The organism is Auritidibacter sp. NML100628 (genome assembly GCF_003185985.1).
Classification (GTDB): Bacteria; Actinomycetota; Actinomycetes; order Actinomycetales; family Micrococcaceae; genus Auritidibacter; species Auritidibacter ignavus.
Genome location: NZ_QHLP01000002.1, coordinates 322,024 through 341,254, shown reverse-complemented (window position 1 = coordinate 341,254; position 19,231 = coordinate 322,024). Strand labels below are relative to the sequence as shown.

The following is a 19,231-nucleotide window of genomic DNA, read 5'->3' as shown; positions in this document are numbered from 1 at the left end:
AAGCGCTGAGCGGTGGCTCGTCAGCACCGCAGTCGCCTACCGGTCAGCGCAGGAAGGTGGCAAGGTCATGACCGATGACTTCATCGTCGAACAGCCTCAGAAGAGTGACTTTGACGCTCTCCGTGGCTTGTTCGTCAGCACTCTGGAACCTCACTACGACGGCGATCACGACGCGCATCTCACTCGCCTGATCAACGCCCACCGCGCAAATGGACAAGACGCCAACGGCTTCAACTCTCTCGCCCAACTGGGATATGTCGCCAGACAAGAGCCTGGAGGCCGCCCGATCGGCTACATCAACCTCGTGATCAAGCGTCACGGCACTGCCAAGATCAGCCCCCTGATCGTCGACCCTTCAGCTCGGCGCCGTGGCGCAGGAGAGGCACTATTGAATGTGGCTCCCCATGACGTCCGGACCTTATTCTCTTGGCAGGGATTCGTACAGGTCGGGACAACACCGGACCAGTACGGTCGGGGAAAGACGGAACTGATCTGACAGCGACCACGATTGCGTGCAGGCGCGAAATCCGACGATCCGTTCAATTTGGTCCGTGTCCAAGATTCAGCACAGTGGCGACGGTTTAGGGGGCTCGCCCACTCCGCGCACGTGAACCACCCGGCTACCTACACCGCACATCCTGCCGAAAACCAGTGACACCTAAAAGGTAACGGGGGGCTTACCCACGGCGGGGGCGCTTGAGGTCATCAGAGTCAATCACGATCGTGAACGGCCCGGAATTGGTTAAGGAGACCTCCATCTTCGCCCCGAACTCACCGGTCTGCACATCGGCCCCCAGGTCCCGTAGCGTCGAGACAAAATACTCATACAGTGGTTTGGATACCTCGGGGCGGGCTGCCGCCGACCAGGAGGGGCGACGGCCCTTGCGGACGTCCCCGTAGAGGGTGAATTGAGAAATGACCAACAAGGGTGCACCGGTTGATTCCGCCGACGTTTCCCCCTCCAAGATCCGTAGCCCGAAGAGCTTTGTCGCGACAGCGGTCGCGTCCTGCTCGGTGTCTGTGGTGTTGATACCGAGCAGGACTACCAGCCCTGGTTGGTGCAACTGTCCAATAACCTCCTCGCCGACGGTGACCTGGGCCTGTGAAGCAACTTGAACCACTGCGCGCATAGCGCACAGTGTACCCAGTCGTTGGCGGGCGCTTACTAGAATGAAGACCATGGCTGATTTGTTTAGTTCGATGCACGATGATGCCGGTGATCAGGCTCCGGCAGGAATCGACACTCATCGAGCTGGGGGAGCCCAAGCGCCACTGGCGGTGCGGATGCGACCGCGAACCATCGACGAAGTCGTTGGACAACAGCACCTGTTGACCCCGGGCTCGCCACTACGGAATCTGGCCGGGGGAGAACCCAGCACCGGGGGACGTGCCGCCGGACCAGCCTCGGTGATTCTCTACGGTCCTCCTGGAACCGGCAAAACCACGCTGGCGCATGTCATTGCCCGGGGCGAAGGACGGAAGTTCGTGGAGTTATCGGCGATTTCTTCGGGTGTCAAAGACGTGCGGCGGGTCATGGACCAAGCTCTGAACGATCGAGATCTCTACGGTCGGACCACAGTGTTGTTTCTCGACGAGATTCACCGGTTCAATAAGGCCCAACAAGATGCGTTGCTACCGGGGGTCGAGAACCGCTGGGTGGTGCTGGTGGCAGCAACCACCGAGAACCCCTCCTTCTCCGTGGTTGCCCCCTTATTATCTCGGTCCCTGTTATTGACCTTGCAGCCGTTGACTGACGACGATATCTCCGGGCTGATCACCCGAGCCGTCAGCGATGAACGCGGTCTGAATTCCGCCGTGTCACTGTCCGACCAAGCCCTGGACTACCTGGTGCGTATGGCGTCCGGGGACGCCCGTCGCGCACTGACCACACTGGAGGCTTCCGCCGGGGTGGCACTCGACCACGCCCCGGAGTCCTCTGCCACCTCCGAACAGGGTGAGCAACCCAGCGTGCCGGTGATCACCGAAGAAGATGCAGCCCAGGCGATGGACCGGGCGGTGCTACGTTACGACAAAGACGGTGACCAGCACTACGACGTGATCTCGGCGTTCATTAAATCCATTCGGGGCTCGGATGTGGATGCGGGGCTACATTATCTGGCGCGCATGATTGAAGCCGGTGAGGACCCCCGATTCATTGCCCGCCGGCTGATTATTCTGGCTTCCGAGGACGTTGGGATGGCTGACCCTACCGCTTTGCAAACTGCGGTCGCAGCCGCTCAAGCGGTGCAGTTAATCGGGATGCCCGAAGGGCGGATCATCCTGGCTGAAGCCGTCGTCCATCTGGCGACCGCGCCCAAATCCAATCGGGCCTATCAAGGCATTAACGAGGCCATCGCCGATGTCCGCGCGGGTCGCTCCGGGGTCGTGCCAACCCACCTGCGCGATAGTCACTACCCCGGAGCCAAGGCACTCGGACACGGTGTTGGCTACCGGTACGCCCACGAGGCCCCGCACAGCATCGCCACCCAGCAGTACCTGCCCGACACGTTGAGAAACCGGGAGTACTACCATCCAACAACCAACGGCGTGGAACGTTCCCTCTCCGAACGGCTACCGGTGCTCCGCGATATTCTTCGCGGTCATCCCAGTGCGCCACGACAAGCTGAGACTTCCACAACGACCACGAGGGACAAGACTGTACCGACCGCGCAGTCGGAACAAAACGACCACGAGAACCACGACAAGCGCGACGACGTCACGAGTCAGGACTAAGCAAGGGCCAGAAGCGTCCACGAGACCAACACCACCGTCAGGATGCTCGGTGAGGTTCGGTGCCGGCGACGATCTCTGATAAGGTAGACAAGTCTGGCACATTCACCGCAGGACCCGCGTTTGCACCGGGCCCACGATGCAATGGTAGTGATGACGGGTGACGGCAAACCCCTCAGCTCTCCCGAAGATGATATGGGAGGCCAGGAACGCTCGCTGTGTATCCCGGAAACCTCCGGTTCTTGTCGAGCGAGTGGAACAAACATGACATTGCCGTATGACAAGAAAGTTGATTCATGACTAAGAACTTGCGTTCTCGCCGCACGGTGCGCCACTCACGCGCACTCGGCATTGCCCTGACTCCTAAAGCCGAAAAGTACATGGAGCGCCGTCCCTACGGCCCCGGTCAGCACGGTCGCGCTCGTCGTCGCGCCGACTCAGACTACTCGGTTCGTCTGAAGGAAAAGCAACGGTTGCGCGCACTGTACAACGTGCGTGAGGCCCAGATGCGCCGTTACTTCGCCGAAGCGAAGCGGCGTAGCGGTCAGGCCGGTGAAAACCTCATTACCCTGCTGGAATCCCGTCTAGATGCCCTGGTGTTACGTGCCGGTTTCGCACGCACCATCGCTCAGGCTCGTCAGTTGGTGGTCCACCGCCACATCCTGGTTGACGGTCAGCGTGTGGACCGCCCCTCCTTCCAGGTCAAAGAAGGCCAGCTGATCCACGTTCACGAGCGCTCGGAAACCATGGTGCCCTTCCAGATTGCTGCCACCGGCGCTCACCAGGAAGTGCTTCCCGACGTTCCCGGCTACCTCGACGTGGAAATCGACAAGTTGCGTGCTCGCCTGGTTCGGACCCCGGAACGCTCTGAAGTTCCCGTCAGCATCCAGGAAAATCTCGTGGTTGAACATTACTCGCGCTAATTTTTGGGTGTTTTTGTGGGGGCTCGCCGGATTGGTGTTATCTGGCGGGTCCCCTTTTTTTGTGCGGGTTTTGCTGGTGTTTCGGGTGTGGCCTGGTGGTGTGTGATGTGGGGGCGTGTTGGGTCTTGACCGCCACAGGACAGCCACAAATTGTGTGGCGGTTTTTGGTGGTTGTCCTCGACCGCCACAAGCCCAGTCCCATTAGTCCTACTTGAGTCCCAGCCACGTAGCGATGGGTAGCGATGAGATGCGATGGGAAATAATTTTGTCTTTACCACTTGCACACCTTATGACACATGTAGTATAGTGAAGGTATAAGGAAGAAAGCAACAAGGCTAGGTTCCTTACCTGTAGAGAGGACTAAACAATGACTGCAAAAGCTTTAGACAACGCTTGCCAGCATGTTAACGCACTCATGCAAATTGACGAGTTCGGCCACCCATACTATGCGGGCGAACAGCTCTCAATGATGGTATTTGAGGACCAATACGAGCTAGGTTGTGCTTGCGGATGCCGGTGGACAGCACAGAACCTGGCCGAGAAAACCTACTGGACGAAGATTACCAATGCCCGTCAAAAAATGATCGCTGATCGTGAGCGGTGGGGCTGGTAATCGTATATAACGATGATTGATCGCTCGGCCCGTCGTTCCCCACGAAGGGGGAGGCGAACGGGCCGGTTTTCTTTGGAGGAAAGATGAACTCAGCTACCTACCGTGTGCTGAGAATGAGTCTAGGTTTAACACCGGAAGATGTGGCTAAACATTTGGGTGTTCGTCCTGTGTCTGCTCAGCGGTGGGAATCATCGCACCAGCCACCAGGCATCGCATCAGAGTACGTTACCGGTTTGTACGAGCGTTACCAGCAGATCATCGACGAGGTTTTAGCTGGTGTAGATGAGCTAGAAGCCGGGTATGGCCAGGCTGAGAGCGTGGATTTAGCGGTGTACGGTAGCGCTGAAACTGCTCGTCGCGTTCTTGGTGACGATATGACGGTAAGGCAACATACCGCGCTGGTTGGTCATATTTTGTTTGCGTTAGGTGACCTTGATAGGGCGCGATTGTTTTTTGTTCCTGAGGAGGAAACGTGACCGATAGCGACCTGTTACGTGCTGTAGGTGAGGCGCATCAGGCTGTGGCGGACGCTGAGCAGGGCGTGACTAGCGCGGTGGCAAGACGGGCTCAGTTGTTACGCGACGCTTGCGAAAATGGTTATACACAGTGTGATATAGCTGAATTCCTTGGTGTGTCTCAGTCAAGAGTGTCGCGCATGATGAAACAGTAGGGGAGTTTTTGCCTTTACCACTTGCACCCATCATGACACATGTGTTATAGTGGAGGTGTAGGGAGGAAAACACAAGGTTACGCTCCCAACCTAACAGAGAGGAATAAGAAATGACCCTGATCCACACCGCAGTCCAGGACCTTCCCGCCGATATCGATACCGCAATCATTCAAATCTCCGTCGAGCACAAAGAACGGGTTCTGCCCTCGATCGCCTCAAATGGCCAGGAGCCCGAAGTCATTGTATCCGGCACAATCCTCGACAAGGACACCCGCGAGGTCATCGGAGAATTCAACCCTGTGCTCAGCATTGATCCGGCCCAGGACGGCGACGACCTGAAAAAGTACTACCGCACCGTCCACTTTTTGGCAGTGTCCGCAGTCCGCTGGATGATGGGACAGCTGAAAGCGACCGGCGATTGGGACTTCCTCGATGAAGAGCAGGCTTTTTACTCTTTTGAGCCGGGAAGCATTGACTGGTCATACAAGATTGATTCTGAAACTCATGGTTACCCTCTGACGATTATCCGCAAATAATCGAAACAAAAAAAAGGCCCCGCCCGAGCCAATCAAGGCCAGGGCGGGGTCTTACTTTGTGTTGTTGTTTACCGGGTGGGTTCCGCGTCTTCCGGGTCAACCCCCAGGTCAGAGGGGCCATGCGACACTGGTTCAGCATGGTCTACCGGGGGTTCCTCCGGGACGAGAACATCATCTACATCTTCTAGGTCATCGACGGTGACAGGGTCCGCACTATTCACTGTCAGCAGGTGGCGCTTATCTGCGGGTACTAGCCAGCCACCAATGACCGCCAAAACAGCGGTAATAATCACTGTGACCGCTGTCTCCACTGGCTGGAGTGATGGTGCGAAATGCACAATAATTTGCGCGATTGCGGCACCCAGCGACCCACCGACAGCAGACGCGCCGGTGACTGGTCCTACAGTACGTTTTTGCATTATTCGTCCTCCTGCCCGATCGTGAGGGTCACGTCGGCTTCTAGGTCTTTGATAGCTTTCGCGACACCTTCTTGAGCGGCCTTCCGCACTTCTGCCAGATTCACTTTTTTGCCCTCAGAGAGTTGTTCCAGTGCTTTGAGGATGCCTGCAAGCTCGCCCTGAGTTGCTACACTCGCTTTATTGGTCTCCCGGACGTACCCATAGATGTCGCGTTTGGCGTACTGGTTCTTGTAGCCCCACACTTTCTTAGCTACCTTTTTATTGAGGTCTTTGAGTAGCTTGTATGTTTCGCGGTTGTACGCGCACATGTCCCAGTCGTCATTCTTAGGCTTGTACGACCATTTGGCGAGCCGTGTTTCTTCGCGGATAATCTTGCGTAGTTGTGCTTCTGTGGCCATGCTGAGCCAATCCTTCCTGGTGTTGTTTTTCTTCGCGGTTGTTTTGCCTGGTTTTGTGTAGTACCCGCGTTTCACGTACCTGCGGAAATCGTTCATCGACATGCGAGGGTTAATGAAAGCGGGGTCCACTTTTCGGCCCTTGGGTACTGCTGCTTCTTTGTGTCCGACCACATCGGATACTGGTAGACCGAATTCGTCGATGAGCGCCCGACAGAGTTTCACGTACGCGTCAAGCTGTTTATCACTCCAGCGTTCGCCGGCGCCGGTGTTTTCTGCCTCGATCCCGATACTGTGCCTGTTGGTGTACGCGGTTTTGGAGACTTTGCCGGCGTGATAGGCGATCCCGGCCGCGATGACATAGATTGTCCCGTCGCGTCCGATACCGTAGTGTGCTAGTGGTCCGGATAAACCTGGTCTCCCGTTTTTGACGACATTCATGGACGGGTAGTTCCCGCGTGAGCCTCCGGCGGTGTGGTGGCACATCACCGACCGCACAGGGGACATGGTGCCGTTTCCGCGGGTTTTCCATCCGCTGATTTCTTTGACCGGGTAGCCGGTGGTCCGTGCTACCCTCGCGAGTCCTGTGTAGTAGGGCATGTTGTGCTCCTGTTTTTGGGTATAAAAAATCCCCTAACCCGGTCATGGGTGAGGGGGTCGCGTCGTGCTTGCTGTTGTTGTGTTGTTATTCTTCGGGTTTGATGCCGTGCTGGTATATTTTCAGCCGGTACTGGTGTACTTTTTCTTCTGCTTGACGCCTGGACTGGTGGGCACGGTCTTCGGCCTGTCGGATGTCACGGCGTAGCTGGGTGTTTTCTTCTTCTAGCTGGTCTATTTTTTGCTCTAATCGTTTTTCGCGTGAGACCCTGCCTGAGGACCATTTGATGAGGGCTTCCACGATTTTCACTAGCACTGGTGACCCGATTGCGGTGGCTATGAGGGCGATCATTTCTTCTGTCACAATCCGCCCTCCTTTTTAGCGGTGTTTTGGTTCGGTCACGTTCGGGTCTTGCTGGCGTGTGGATACCCTGAGCAATCGGCAGACGAGTAGGCAGATTGCGCACCCAATGATGCCTGCTTGCAGTAGCCTGTTGCCAGGGGATGACACGTGTAGTGTGATGACGATCAGGTAGTACATGAACACGCCAGCAATGAGTGAGACCACGGCCCATCGTTCCAGCCACCACGCACCGTTCAGACAGGTGAGTAACCCCATTGCCCCTCCGATGGTGACTAGGATGGCGATGACGAGCATGGCATAGTCACCGATAGCGCCTTGGATACTGGAGGGTGGCTGAAAAATGCTGTACACGCCGGGGATGAGAGCGTGCCAGTATCCGATCCATGTGGCAAAATTGATGACCCTCGGCTCGGAGATTTTGCCCCAGATTCGTTTCGGTAAATCCCAGCCGGTATGCTGGTTTGGTTGTTCCGCGCTCATTGGTGTTTCTCCCAGTGGTCGTTTGCGCCTGGGGCGCTAATGTTTGCGGGGACTGTAGATTTCCAGGTGTGCCCGTCATGAGTGACCACAGTTCCGTGAGGGTATGCTTCGAGCACGGTCACCGGTTGCGACCATTGCTCGCCGTCAGGGTGTTGTGTGCCCGCGTATTCTTGGTACTGGTCGATGAGCCCGGTCACACGTGTCATGGCGGATTCGATGATGTCTCGGCGTGTGGTTTCATTTGTGATCGCGTGACGTAGATCAGTGAGTTGTTTTTGTGTGTACTGTGTCAGATCGACTGTCATGAGCCCCCCTGCTGTTGGTGTTCGAGCCGTTCGAGTCGTGTTCTCAGGTCTTCGACGGTGGTTTCTAGTTTTTCGATCCGGTCACGTTGTCTGCGCATGAGCGGAAAACACGCCACCGCTAATGCTTCGTATTGGATCGATTCGACTTGACCATCTTCGGTGTATGTCACAAAAGTCGGGTCAATCTGGGCGACGTCTTCCGCGATCAGCCCGGGGATGCGTTCCAGGACAGGGTTAAGGTCAAGCTCGTCCACATGGTCCCAGGTTTCGCCGGAACCGTTGTCGATGCGTTCTTTTTTGGTGCGCGCTTCTTTCTGCCGTTCGATCGCGTGACCATCAAGAAACGTTTTCACGTCCAAGTCAAGTAACGCTTCTGGTGTGTCGTGGACGCGCTGATCGATTTTGTACCGTGCCGACGACGTGGTTTTGTATAAGATCCCGTTACTGTCCATGTGCACGTTCGCACGGTAGTCGGTAGACCGGTTTCGCATGATCGAAAACGCTGGCCCGACAGAAACGTTATTATCGAAGACCGCGTAATTTTGGTTGACAGTCACTGCTCGGCGACCAGTATTGTTGATCACCGCGAGTTCGCCTTGAAAGATGCGTAGATTACTCACGTCGGTGTTCCCGACCCGGGCGTTCAAACGCGAATTGAGATTGATTGCCCCACCGTTTTGCGCGTTAATATACAAATCCTCGGGGCCAGTGTTTGTTGGGTTCTGAATGTACATGCCCGCCGTGTCAAATAGTCTGCCCAGACCTTGGTTGGGTTTTTGTGCAAAATACACGCCAGACCGTCGGGACGAGTTTGGGTCTGACTGATCTTTCCAGTTATCGTTCGACGGTTTAATCACGATACCCGGTGCGCCACGGTGGTTAGCGACAATACGACCAGACAACGTGTTGAGCTTTCCATTCAAAGAAATGGTTTTGTTCCCGTCTTCGTCCCACCCCATGATGCCTTCTGAGGTCCATTTCACGCCCTGCTCTGGTGCGCGCTCAGTCTGAATCAGAGGACCGGTGATGACGGTGCCGTCCAACGCGCCAGCCCGAATATGTGAGGAGGTGATCGCGTTCGCTTCAATCATCCCAGCCTCAATTTTTAGTACCCGGGCGAGGCGTGCCACGAAATCCTGTGTCACCGTCACACGCTCCGACGACAGCTCACGCACCATGCCGGTGTCTATCCACGCGGTCTCAGACTGCAACCGTCGTATCACACCCATTTCAGCCCAGAGCTGTTGAGCAAAAGCAGACGCGAAATTAGCTTTCTCCGTCACCGTGAGGGTTTGCAGGTTCGCGTTGATCGCGGTGATCGCACCAGCCCACAGCCCCTCGTTGGCGATGATCGCGTCCGTCACTACCGGGTCTGACCCGACCAGCCTGGCGATGTCTTCAGGTGTGAGCGTACCGTCCTGTAACGCCTTTACCAGGTCGTCAAGTTTATTTATGTCTTGCTTCGCTGTCTCAATGGACTGTGTGAAGCCTTCAGCTAACCCATTGAGTGCTTCCAAAAACTCCCGACTGCGATCATTAGCTTCGTCGATCTGCGCCTGTGTTTCGTCCAGAGCCTCCTCGATCGTGTCCTCATCCACCAAGGCCGGGACCTCGACCACCACCACCGGCGACGGATCAGACACCACACCAGACCGTGACACAAACTGGACGGCGATGTTCCACACGCCACCCCACAAGGTCACCGTGGCCTGAGTGTCATCCCAGATCGTGCCCACAACAGTTGACGGCCCAACCATAAACCCAGGATCAGTCGAAGCATGAACCAACACCTTCCCCACACCATCGGGTACACCATCGCCCAAGACCACCTGGAAACCACCAGGCACCGCGAACACTTCAGGCATCGACGGTGTTACAGGTTTCACCGTGGACGTGTACCGGAACAAATCACCACCAGACGCAATAACACCCAGCTCCCGGCCGTCCTCGTCAACAACACGAAACCCTGAACCGTCACCCGACACCACGGTTGTCAAACGCGCATCCTGGGCACGCTCAAGACGGGCGACACGGTCCACAATTCGTTTAGATTCCAGGAACAGCCGTTCAAACTCGCGTTGCTCACGACGCGAAAACCCACTATTTGACAATTGGTTCAACCCCTAACTCCATCGTGTCCCCTGTAACATTTGCCGACCAGGTTCGGGTAATTTCCACCACCCGCACCCACACGTTCAACCCGGTACCGTCTGGCATGTCACCGACCACCCGTATTTCGTCACCAAGGTTCAGCAGACGGTTAGGTGCCAGCGGTGAATCCACGACCGTGAGCCGGTCCAGCTGGTACTGGAACCCTGATTTCAACCGTTTCAGCTCCTTATCGGCCCGGGCCCGCACAAGCTGTCGCGTGCCCAAATCCGACTCCGACACGGTCACATGCTTGTCCAACAACCTGGGGTGCTTCCACGCCCGGTCCTCCATGAGTGTGGACTTACCCTCACCCGACCCCGTGACAGTGACGCGAGTGACGAATTCGCCCCGCTGTACCTCTGGTATGTCATGCACGTTCGCGCCCAGCTCGTACCGTAGATCGTGGCGACGGGTGCCGAACCGGCGCGCCACCCTCATAACCGGGTGCGGTGTGTCGTCAACCCACGAACCGGTTTCGACGTACTCGAAACCACCAATGTCTTGGAGTTTTTGTAGCGTGTCCGACAGGTCCCGGTCTTCCCAAGGGCTAATGGTGTAATGTTCTGGGCCTTGTTCTTCCTCGTGGGCTTCTAGCCATTTTTCAAGTTCTTCTGCCCTGGCCACCCGGGACCCGAACCACGTCTTCGAATTCTCTAACGTATTCTTCGCTGCCAGGTAGTCTTTGGCTGCTTGCTTGGATGCCCCATTCGACCGGTAATACCATTCACCGGTCCCGGGGTTTTTGGTGGACCATTTCCAGTGCCACACCCGCAACACGTCGCCGTCTTGATTCTGGTGAATGACGATCTTGTAGCTGGCACCATCGTTAGGGGCGGGCGGGTCGGTGGAGGTCACAATTTCCCCCACACCGGATCGTCCACCACGTTTAGCCAGGACTCGCGCCCGCCGTTGTGTTTCTTTCTCCCAATACGCGGTGCGGTCGTCTTTTCGGCGTGTCAGAAAGTCCTGGATTGTTTTTAGCTCGTCCAGTTTGTCACGGTACGCTGACGTGGGTGCCCGCCCCACAACCTGCCCAGACGACGACAATCCGTCAATGTCTAGCGCGTAAATGCCGGTGTCAATGATGATGCGTGACCAAACATGCTTCCACAGGTGGAGCGCATCAGTCCCTGACCGGCGCATCTCTTCACGAGTCCACGGCATGTCCTGGGCTAACCGGGTCGGCCCGGATGCTTCCACCCGGTAATCGGTTTCTAACGACCCGGAATCCATGACTGCCGGTAGCAATTTGCCGTCGTCGTCCTCCACGAAGAACACGGTGCCCTGCTCCAATAGCACCGGGTGCCCATCACGGTCCGTCCTCGCGTGATAGTCTGCCCGCAAACTCAGGTCTAACACGGTGTGGCCGTCCAAGACTTCGGTGACTGTCACCTCATCGGCGTGGGCTTGTAGCTCCCAATCCAGGACACGACCGGTGCGCGCCTCAACAGCGATGACCCGCATCAGCGCACCTCATGGAACGTGACGCTGATCTTGATAATAGATTTCTCATCAATGGTGACCGTTGACCCGCGAAGCTCATTCGACACCCGCAACACCAGGGTTTGGCTTGTGCCCCGCAATTGTTCGCTCACACTCACACGGCCACCAGTGAACTGGGTAGAACGAGACCCGCCGTCTGATAAATCCATATTCCACTCGGAGGACGGTAAAGCCCGAGACATGGTGTAAGCGCTAATTTTGCCGCGCCCATTATTCCCAGCCAGGTGAAATCCGGCGATAATCACATCAAAAGTAGCCCACCGTGCCCACTCTGGCACATCAAACCGTAGCGGGGCCGACATGTCCTCATAGTAAGAACCGGTTTGTGTGGTCTTGAACCGTTTCGACGGCTTATGAATGATAGGCGGTGGCGTGTATGTGCGGGGCATAATCATGTTCGCCAAAAAGTTTGTTTCATCCACCGCCGACTGGCTGGCACGAATCACCGCCGTACCAATCAGCACAAACGGGTAATCAATCTTTTTGTACGCGCTGATTGCTTCCTCAGTTTTAGCCACCGACCCTGGGATGCCCTCAATCACGTCCACCGACCAGTAGTTATAATCCTGTAATGCTTCCGCGGTGTCCGGGACCGTCGACCCCTCAATGACCGGGTCATGGACACGCAAAATAATTGCGTCAGTCCGCCCGCTAGCCGGTGTCGATGATGCCGGGCGAATCTTCACATCCAGGGCACGTTTTACCCGGAAAGCATAGGATTCATCGACGCGCCCAGGGTACCGGGACCGGGCCACCACAGAGCACGGGTGGACCCGCACATGGTCGCTCTTACCTGGTGTGACCTTCAGGTCGCCACCACCAGAGGCGACAAGACCGGATTCACCGTTCGTACCAATAAAAACCATGGCTCTAGCGTCCGCCGGGTCGTGCCCCACCCCGCCTGTTGAGATTGCCCACACAGAATTTTCTGGTGCAGTCTGGTAATCTTCGCTCATTCCAGCCCCTCCACTTTTCAGTTGTTCCTACATGCTCCATGTCGTTGCCGTTCAGGTCAGTGACCTGTACGTTTCTCGAAAACTAACAGTAGCTTTCGCTGTTCCTGTGGTGTCTGAAGCGTCAAACCACAGTGTTGTTTGCCCTCGCGGGATCACGAGTTTTGATAACCGGGTGTCGCGGGTCAGATCACCGGGAACATGCCGGGTCCGCCCACTACCCGCCCAGTGCACCGCTGACACCGCCAAACCGTCAAGGGTGACCCGTTCGTCCCACAACAGTCGGCCCCGGTACCCGGCCACAAACTCGTCACCCCACACTCTCGGGTTCTCGCACGGCCCAAAGAAAGTCACTTTCGCGGGCGCCGCCAACTCGCCGTCGTTTCTGAGCACTCCGGCCCGCGGGTCGCCGGTGCCAGCAATTGAGGGACTAAAAATGTGTGGGAAAGTCCACCCGGCAGAGGCTCGCATGGTTGGTGCGACCGTGATCGTCGTGTCCTCCCATGCGGTACCAAATGCTCGTGGTTCCAAAAACTGGACCGTGACCCCTAACGTCATAGACACTGGCGTTTCCCACCCTGGAGTTTCTAAACCGCTCTTGTACAGGGCACGGCGTTCACGTGACACACCAGTGACCGGGTCATGCACAGTCACCGTCACCCACCCATCAGCGGGGGATAACACCTCCCGCAACGTTTGGTGCAGTCTGCGAACATGGCCGGTATCATGGCCCCGCACATGCACAGGCAAAAACATTTCCCCGGATTCTGCCCTCATGTGGTCCAGGTGGTCTCCACCAAACCATTTCGGTGTTGTGTGCGTTTCGACCGTGGACGCACCCAAACCTTCAACATCAGCCATAAGGTTAAACCCGGTATGGTCGCCACCGAACCGTAGTGTCGCCTTCTTCCCGGCCCCGACCAATGTCACTGTGCGACGCCCTGTTCCCACCATTAGGTTCACCCTCGTTTCAGCTCGTGTGGTCAATGTGTTTTGTTAGCGGGCCATGATGACCCTGCGACGACGGCTCAAAGCGGTTAACCGTTCAGCGAGCCGGTCAGTATCACCAGCAGTCACCGGTGCATTGAATGTGACCCCGCCGTCCATATGCTTAGCAATACTTCGACCCAACAGATCGGCGTCCCGTTCCGACAACACACCTTGCACGCTCACCTGCTGTCGTGCCGACTGTTGCGCGGTCTTCACCGTTTCACCGCCACGGAACTTCAACAGTTCAGGGCCACGCTCACCAACCCATGCCCAGCCGGGAACCGCTGACATGGTGCCATCCGCATAACCTCGCATGGGTAGAACACCACCGTCCGCGTACCAGCCTCGCCGGTTGTGGTGAGCTAACGCCGACAATGGGTTACCGTACGTGCGTTTGATATAGTCAAAACCCCACTCAGCCTGTCCCGCAGGTGTGGGCTCTACAGGCCCATGAATGGACGTCATTTTCTGGAACAGGCCTCGCGCCGATGATGTGGGATTAGCGGCCCTTAGATTCCACCCGGACTCGCGAGACAAAATTTGGTCAATCGCCCGCCATTGTGCGCCGGAACCCCAACCATACCGGGATGCGACCGCCCGCACCTGATCCTTTATCGACCCGGACCCGGTAGGAAAATCTGTGCCTCCCGTACTGCCAGGGATAGTGCCAGCCATGTTTCCGCCACGACCCGCAGTCGCCCAATATTTAGCCGGGTTAACATCACCCCACGCCCGGTTGCGGTGCACCTCCCAGTGCAAGTGCGCACCGGTCACGTTACCGGTGGTGCCCTGCGCACCGATCCGTTGACCGGGTAGCACCTTGTCGCCGGCCCGCACCCGTACACCACCAATAGGGTTGTGCCCGTGGTAGGTGTGCATCCGGTTCGCGTGCTCAATCAAAATACCCAAACCGGTACGGCCCGGCCCAATGTTCGGCCCAGTTTTTCGGACCACACCCGCCGCATAAGCGAACGTTGGGGTGCCCTGCCCGGCGGCAATGTCAATACCGGAGTGGAAACCACCCCACCGTGGACCGTAACCGGATGTGACACGCCCGGTGGTTGGTTTCGCGGTTCGCCCGTTCGTGACAACCATGCCAGGACCGGCGCCTGCGTCAAGCATGCTGGCAAGGTAGGCCCCGAACCCGTCAATGACCTGTTGGATCACATGCTCACCGATAGGACGCCACGGGCTCACTGGCAACCGGCCCTTGTATTCTTGGCCAATCTTTTTGGCGTCCGCGGAAAACTCGGTCTCAAAAATACCGCCGTCCGCGAACGCCTGCCTACTATCACCGAGGACGCGACGTACACCGGCCACACCGCTACCACGTGCTGTAGCGTTCACTCCGTCAACCCAGCCCCGCCCCATGGCGCGGGTCACTTCGGGGCGCAGGATCGCTTCACCACCGGATAGTTCGAGCCTGCCACCAGTAGGAGAGGTGAAACTGTGCACGTCCCGGCCTGGAGTGTAGCCGGGGAGAACACCACCTGTCGCTAACCGGACAGGTTTTTTCATACTCACACCCATGTCACCGTAGGCCCGGCTAATAGCGTCAGAGAATGAACGTAACACCCCGATGAGATTATTTATTTTCCCGGTGAATGGTTGCCTAGCTAACCCCATTTGGTTGACCACACCCTCACGTAACTGTGAGGTGGTGGCCACACCACGGTCACGCATCCTGGTGAATTCTTCCCCGGCCCGTTCGCGCATGCCAGCAACCTGTGTTGCTGTGGTGGTGCGCATTATCGCCATGTTCTGCCCGGTGGCCCTTGTCATGCCAGCTAACCGGCTCCCGGCAGTGTCCCGCATCGCAGTAAAGGATCGCACCGTGTTATCCAGCATGGCCCGGTTTGCGGTGCTGGTCACCCGCGACTGTTCGCCCTTCTGTGAGCGCGTGTCAGCGGTCATCGACCTATTGCCGGCGGCCGTGCTGTTCACGAGAGAAGCCACCGTTCTTGCCGTGTCCGAGGACATCACATTATGTGCTTTGATAGTATCGGACTGTTGCGCATTCATCGCAGTTTTTGTGTCAGCTGTCATGGCCCGGTTTCCCGCCACGGTCGCTGACTGTTGGGCGAGCATGCTCGCCCAACAGTCAGCGCTCATAGTTTTACCAGCCTTAGATACCGTACCGGTCATGGCCTGATGTGCTGTGGCAGTATCATCGGCCATGGTGTTGAACGCCGATTCTGTGGACTCGGTGAGCTGGTCCATTGCCTCCACCCAGGCCCCGGTTAGTTCGCTGGTGTCTGGTGGTTGCACGTCGTCAACGGTTGCTGGGGTCACCCTGGCGGTCACGCTACCAGAGGCCATACCCTCCGGGGTGAAGCCCGGCATACGGCGCATGGCTTCGAGCAGGATCGCTACTGACCGTTTCGACCCGTCAAGGGGAATCCATGCTTCGTCCACGTCGGACCGGTCACCAGCGAACCGAATGTCACCGGGTTTCACCATTTGTGCCACTTTCATGACGTTATTTCCGGTGATGCCACCGGTGGCCATGCCCTTCACATCAACACCACCGGCGTGACGACCACCAAGACCAAGGGCTTCCGCAAGAGGACCACCACGCCGGGTTTTCTTCACACCCGGCGCAAACGGGACTGTGCCTTCGACGATCGGGCGATATTTGATATCGACCGTCCGATCCTTAGTCAGGTAGTCGAGGGTGTTTTCAACACTGGCTGACCCGGTTTCTGTGATCCGGATTTTTCCATCCGGTAGAGTATCAACCTTGTACCCGAGTTCCTTAAGGCGATTAATGATGCCCGGCGACTTCGGTTCATCAATCGTGATCGTCTTATCCGGTGTAGCATCAATACGCTTTGCCAGCGAATATAGTTTCGCATCCTGAACGTCAATACTTCCACCATCAGTGAGGTGGTACTGAACCTCAGACGGCACCTCGAACAGTTTGTCCGTGAGTTTCTGAACTTCTTCACGTGAGAAACCGGCCTGAATCATCTGCTCTTCAAGCTTGTCACGTTGCTTCGCATAAGCGTCCGCGGCAGCTTCGGCCGCTTCCTTCGCGTTCTGGTCCCCACCGGCTTTGTCGTAGGCGGCGATCGCTGATTCTCTGGCCAATTCTTCGTGACGTACTAACAGCTCGTTGAGCCGGTCACCTTCATCGTTGTAAGCGAGCTGGCCTTCCTTGAGGTTGACCAGGGCTTCACCCTGCTCATTCGTGGCATCAACATACGCTTTCAACTGTTCCGTAATATTACGGGTGGAGGTTTCGGTTTGACGTCGGATCTCATCCGCTGACAGCTCCACCCCGGACAGTTCATCAATGGCTTCCTTGAGAGCACGCGCACGATCAGACCCCGTTTTGGTTTCGTCGTTGACGATCGCCATCTGCTCGGAGTAACGATCCAGTGCACGCTCGGTTTCGTCTAACGATTCTGCCGCCGCCTGTTGTGCGTCTAGTTCGTCACGTTTAGCTTCGGTGGCTTCGCGGGTTTCTTCCTTATACTTTTCGAGTGGCCCAAGGACTGCTTCGACACCGCCGGCTTGTTCGAATCGGCGTTCGATTTCTTTCTCAGTAAGCCCTTGTTCTTCCCACCGGGCTTTCATGAGGTCTTCGACCCGGCTTTTCAGTTCAGCCTCAGCGCCGGCCTGCCCCTCAATGTAGGGGATGACGTCTTGGACGGTGAGCCCGTACGCTTCTAGCGCGTCCATGGCGCGTTCGTTTGCCGACACGTTCTCGTAAATAAGCGCCGTGGACTGTTCAGTCAACGCGCCAGTAGTTTCATCCAGGGAGGCTTTGAACTCTTCCTGACGCTGTTTGGCTTCCTGATTCTTCTGCGACCACAAGGTGAGAGCAATACCTGCCGCACCGAGGGCAACACCCCACGGTCCACCCAACAGGGACATGACGCCACCGAATACGCCACGCAACCCAGATTTAGCGTCCCGACCAACCTGTCCTGCCATCTCAGACAAACCGGACCGGAAGCGTCCAGTGTCAGAATAGGCTTGGTCGAAAGCGCCACGCCAGCCACGGAAAACGTTAAAAATACCGCGCACACCATCGACTGCGATCACAGCACCATCACGGACCGCCCGACCGGTGCGACCCATCAGCACACCAAACGCTTCAACCTTGCCGCGCAAGGCCACCAGGGCGCCCAACCAGATCACACTATTCTGCACCGGCTCCGGTAAAGCCGTGAACGCGTCAATCAACGGTTTCACCGCTGACACGCCCACACCCAGAACGTCTGCGGCCACGCCGATAGCTGTCGTGAAATTATCAGACAGTATGCCGGCCAGGTTCAGCAAGGTGTCGCCCAGTGGTGCGACCGCTTCGAACAGTTGGCCGAGCGCGTCCCGAGCCTCCGGTGACGCAGTGGCGGCCGCGATCAACGCCCCAGGGATGGGGCCAAGTGCTGACGCTAACCCGCCAATGATGGGAATGTTTTTTGACGCCATCAGGGTGATGGCGGTGCCCACACCGGCGATTGCTGGTGCGTGCATCCCCAGTGTTTCCAGGCCGTTGTTCAGGTCGTCAACAGTGATACTGTCGATTGCGTCCCTGGCGTCAAGGAGAACCTCGGACACTTTGCCGATAGCGCCCTGGAATCGTTCCTCCATGAGGCTAGTCAACGGTTCAACCTGGCGTTGTACCGCACGTAGTACGTCCGCGAACTGGTTAGCCCAGGTGACCGCGTAACCGCCACCCTTAGGGTCAACCAGTGGTTTAGCGACCTCTGAACCAATGTCGCGGGTTGCCGCTTTTATCCGGTCGATAGCTCCAGCCCACGTGTTTTTCACATTCGCGGCGGCCCCACCGAACCGGTCCGTTAGCCCTTCAACAAGCGGGTCCCACACTTTATCTACTGGGATTCCGCCTGGTTTGGAGGCCATGGCGCGGATCTCTTCACCGGTTTTTCCCATCTGTTCACCCAGGATGGTGGCCGCGTCGATACCGTACTCACCTAGCCGGTTGAGCGTTTCGCCGGTGAGTTTGCCTTGGCCTTGCATTTTCGACAAGGTGTCGGTGATGCTGGCGATGTCCTCATTTGATCCACCAACTGCGGCGACTGAGTCCTGGATGGATTCCAGGGCCGGAATGACCTTATCAGCTTCGACACCGAACCCCAGCAACTGTTGTTGGGCGTTGATGAACACGTCTTTGGAGAACGGCGAGTTTCGGGCGAACTCGTCGAGTTTGTCCATTTGGGCGTTCGCTTTTTCGGCACCGCCCATGATGGTGTCCAATGCGGCCCGGGATGCTTGTTGCATGCCGTTGTATTCGACACCGGTTTTTCCGACGGCGACCGCTAGCGCACCTGCGGCGGTGCCTGCCACGGTGAGGGTGCCGGCCATGGCCCCGCCCATGTCTTTAGCCCAGTCACGGAATTTTCCGGACGTTGTGCGCATGTGTTTTTCAGCCGACCCGAGTTTGCTGTCAAAGTCGGTTTTATCCATCCGCAGGTAGGCGACAAGTTCGGCGGCGGTTAATGCCATGCTGTAACCTCCTGGGGGTTATTGGTGCCGTGGTCATCCGGTGATGTTTCGTGACCGGGCTTGTGGGTTGAGCGTTCTTGCTAGCGGGTTGTCGCCGGCTAGCAAGTAGTTGACGCGGGTTGAGAAC

General features: G+C 57.1%; 17 protein-coding genes. 7 read left to right on the top strand and 10 right to left on the bottom strand.

The features are described from left to right. Nucleotides 1-496 (top strand): GNAT family N-acetyltransferase (locus tag DCC24_RS03390; protein ID WP_146206266.1); only part of this gene is annotated, 496 nt, incomplete at its 5' end. 181 nt (nt 497-677) lie between these two features. Here DCC24_RS03390 and dtd read toward each other — a convergent pair. Beyond that, nucleotides 678-1,130 carry a D-aminoacyl-tRNA deacylase gene (gene dtd / locus DCC24_RS03385; protein ID WP_110098485.1) on the bottom strand — a complete coding sequence of 151 codons (453 nt, stop codon included), beginning with the start codon at nt 1,128-1,130 and terminating at the stop codon, nt 678-680. Nucleotides 1,131-1,179: 49 nt separating this feature from the next. On the opposite strand from dtd, the gene DCC24_RS03380 reads away from it, so the two are divergent. From DCC24_RS03380 to DCC24_RS03355, 6 genes are all read left to right on the top strand, one after another. Then, complete coding sequence (locus tag DCC24_RS03380) at nt 1,180-2,733, top strand: replication-associated recombination protein A (protein ID WP_110098484.1); 1,554 nt, start codon at nt 1,180-1,182, stop codon at nt 2,731-2,733. A 293-nt stretch (nt 2,734-3,026) separates the two neighbouring features. Continuing rightward, the gene (gene rpsD / locus DCC24_RS03375; protein WP_110098483.1) at nt 3,027-3,653 is read left to right on the top strand and encodes a 30S ribosomal protein S4; all 627 of its coding nucleotides are present in this window, start codon (nt 3,027-3,029) and stop codon (nt 3,651-3,653) included. Nucleotides 3,654-4,020: 367 nt separating this feature from the next. After that, entirely contained in the window at nt 4,021-4,266 is a 246-nt protein-coding gene (locus DCC24_RS03370; RefSeq protein WP_110098482.1) for a hypothetical protein, read from the top strand. Between the two features lie 83 nt (nt 4,267-4,349). Beyond that, a complete protein-coding gene (locus DCC24_RS03365; protein WP_110098481.1) occupies nt 4,350-4,742 on the top strand; it encodes a helix-turn-helix transcriptional regulator in 393 nt (130 codons plus the stop codon). Then, the gene (locus DCC24_RS12600; RefSeq protein ID WP_110098480.1) at nt 4,739-4,936 is read left to right on the top strand and encodes a helix-turn-helix domain-containing protein; all 198 of its coding nucleotides are present in this window, start codon (nt 4,739-4,741) and stop codon (nt 4,934-4,936) included. The genes DCC24_RS03365 and DCC24_RS12600 overlap by 4 nt, the downstream gene beginning before the upstream one ends. A gap of 110 nt (nt 4,937-5,046) precedes the next feature. Then, nucleotides 5,047-5,472: a hypothetical protein gene (locus DCC24_RS03355; protein WP_110098479.1), complete on the top strand. Its 426-nt coding sequence runs from the start codon at nt 5,047-5,049 to the stop codon at nt 5,470-5,472. Nucleotides 5,473-5,540: 68 nt separating this feature from the next. On the opposite strand, the gene DCC24_RS03350 is transcribed toward DCC24_RS03355, so the two are convergent. From DCC24_RS03350 to DCC24_RS03305, 9 genes are all read right to left on the bottom strand, one after another. After that, a complete protein-coding gene (locus tag DCC24_RS03350) occupies nt 5,541-5,891 on the bottom strand; it encodes a hypothetical protein (protein WP_110098478.1) in 351 nt (116 codons plus the stop codon). Continuing rightward, on the bottom strand, nt 5,891-6,886 hold the full coding sequence (locus DCC24_RS03345; protein ID WP_110098477.1) for a peptidoglycan recognition family protein: 996 nt from the start codon (nt 6,884-6,886) through the stop codon (nt 5,891-5,893). The genes DCC24_RS03350 and DCC24_RS03345 overlap by 1 nt, the downstream gene beginning before the upstream one ends. An 85-nt stretch (nt 6,887-6,971) precedes the next feature. Continuing rightward, on the bottom strand, nt 6,972-7,247 hold the full coding sequence (locus DCC24_RS03340) for a hypothetical protein (RefSeq protein ID WP_110098476.1): 276 nt from the start codon (nt 7,245-7,247) through the stop codon (nt 6,972-6,974). Nucleotides 7,248-7,262: 15 nt separating this feature from the next. Further along, a complete protein-coding gene (locus tag DCC24_RS03335) occupies nt 7,263-7,727 on the bottom strand; it encodes a hypothetical protein (protein ID WP_110098475.1) in 465 nt (154 codons plus the stop codon). Next, nucleotides 7,724-7,933, bottom strand: coding sequence for a hypothetical protein (locus DCC24_RS03330; protein WP_146206265.1), 210 nt, complete (start codon nt 7,931-7,933; stop codon nt 7,724-7,726). Before DCC24_RS03330 ends, DCC24_RS03335 begins: the two co-directional genes overlap by 4 nt. Before the next feature lie 95 nt (nt 7,934-8,028). Then, entirely contained in the window at nt 8,029-10,152 is a 2,124-nt protein-coding gene (locus DCC24_RS03325; protein WP_110098473.1) for a hypothetical protein, read from the bottom strand. Continuing rightward, the gene (locus tag DCC24_RS03320; protein ID WP_110098472.1) at nt 10,133-11,647 is read right to left on the bottom strand and encodes a hypothetical protein; all 1,515 of its coding nucleotides are present in this window, start codon (nt 11,645-11,647) and stop codon (nt 10,133-10,135) included. The genes DCC24_RS03325 and DCC24_RS03320 overlap by 20 nt, the downstream gene beginning before the upstream one ends. Further along, nucleotides 11,647-12,642 carry a hypothetical protein gene (locus DCC24_RS03315; protein ID WP_110098471.1) on the bottom strand — a complete coding sequence of 332 codons (996 nt, stop codon included), beginning with the start codon at nt 12,640-12,642 and terminating at the stop codon, nt 11,647-11,649. The genes DCC24_RS03320 and DCC24_RS03315 overlap by 1 nt, the downstream gene beginning before the upstream one ends. A gap of 993 nt (nt 12,643-13,635) precedes the next feature. Further along, nucleotides 13,636-19,104 carry a tape measure protein gene (locus DCC24_RS03305; protein WP_110098469.1) on the bottom strand — a complete coding sequence of 1,823 codons (5,469 nt, stop codon included), beginning with the start codon at nt 19,102-19,104 and terminating at the stop codon, nt 13,636-13,638. Nucleotides 19,105-19,231 lie beyond the last annotated feature (127 nt).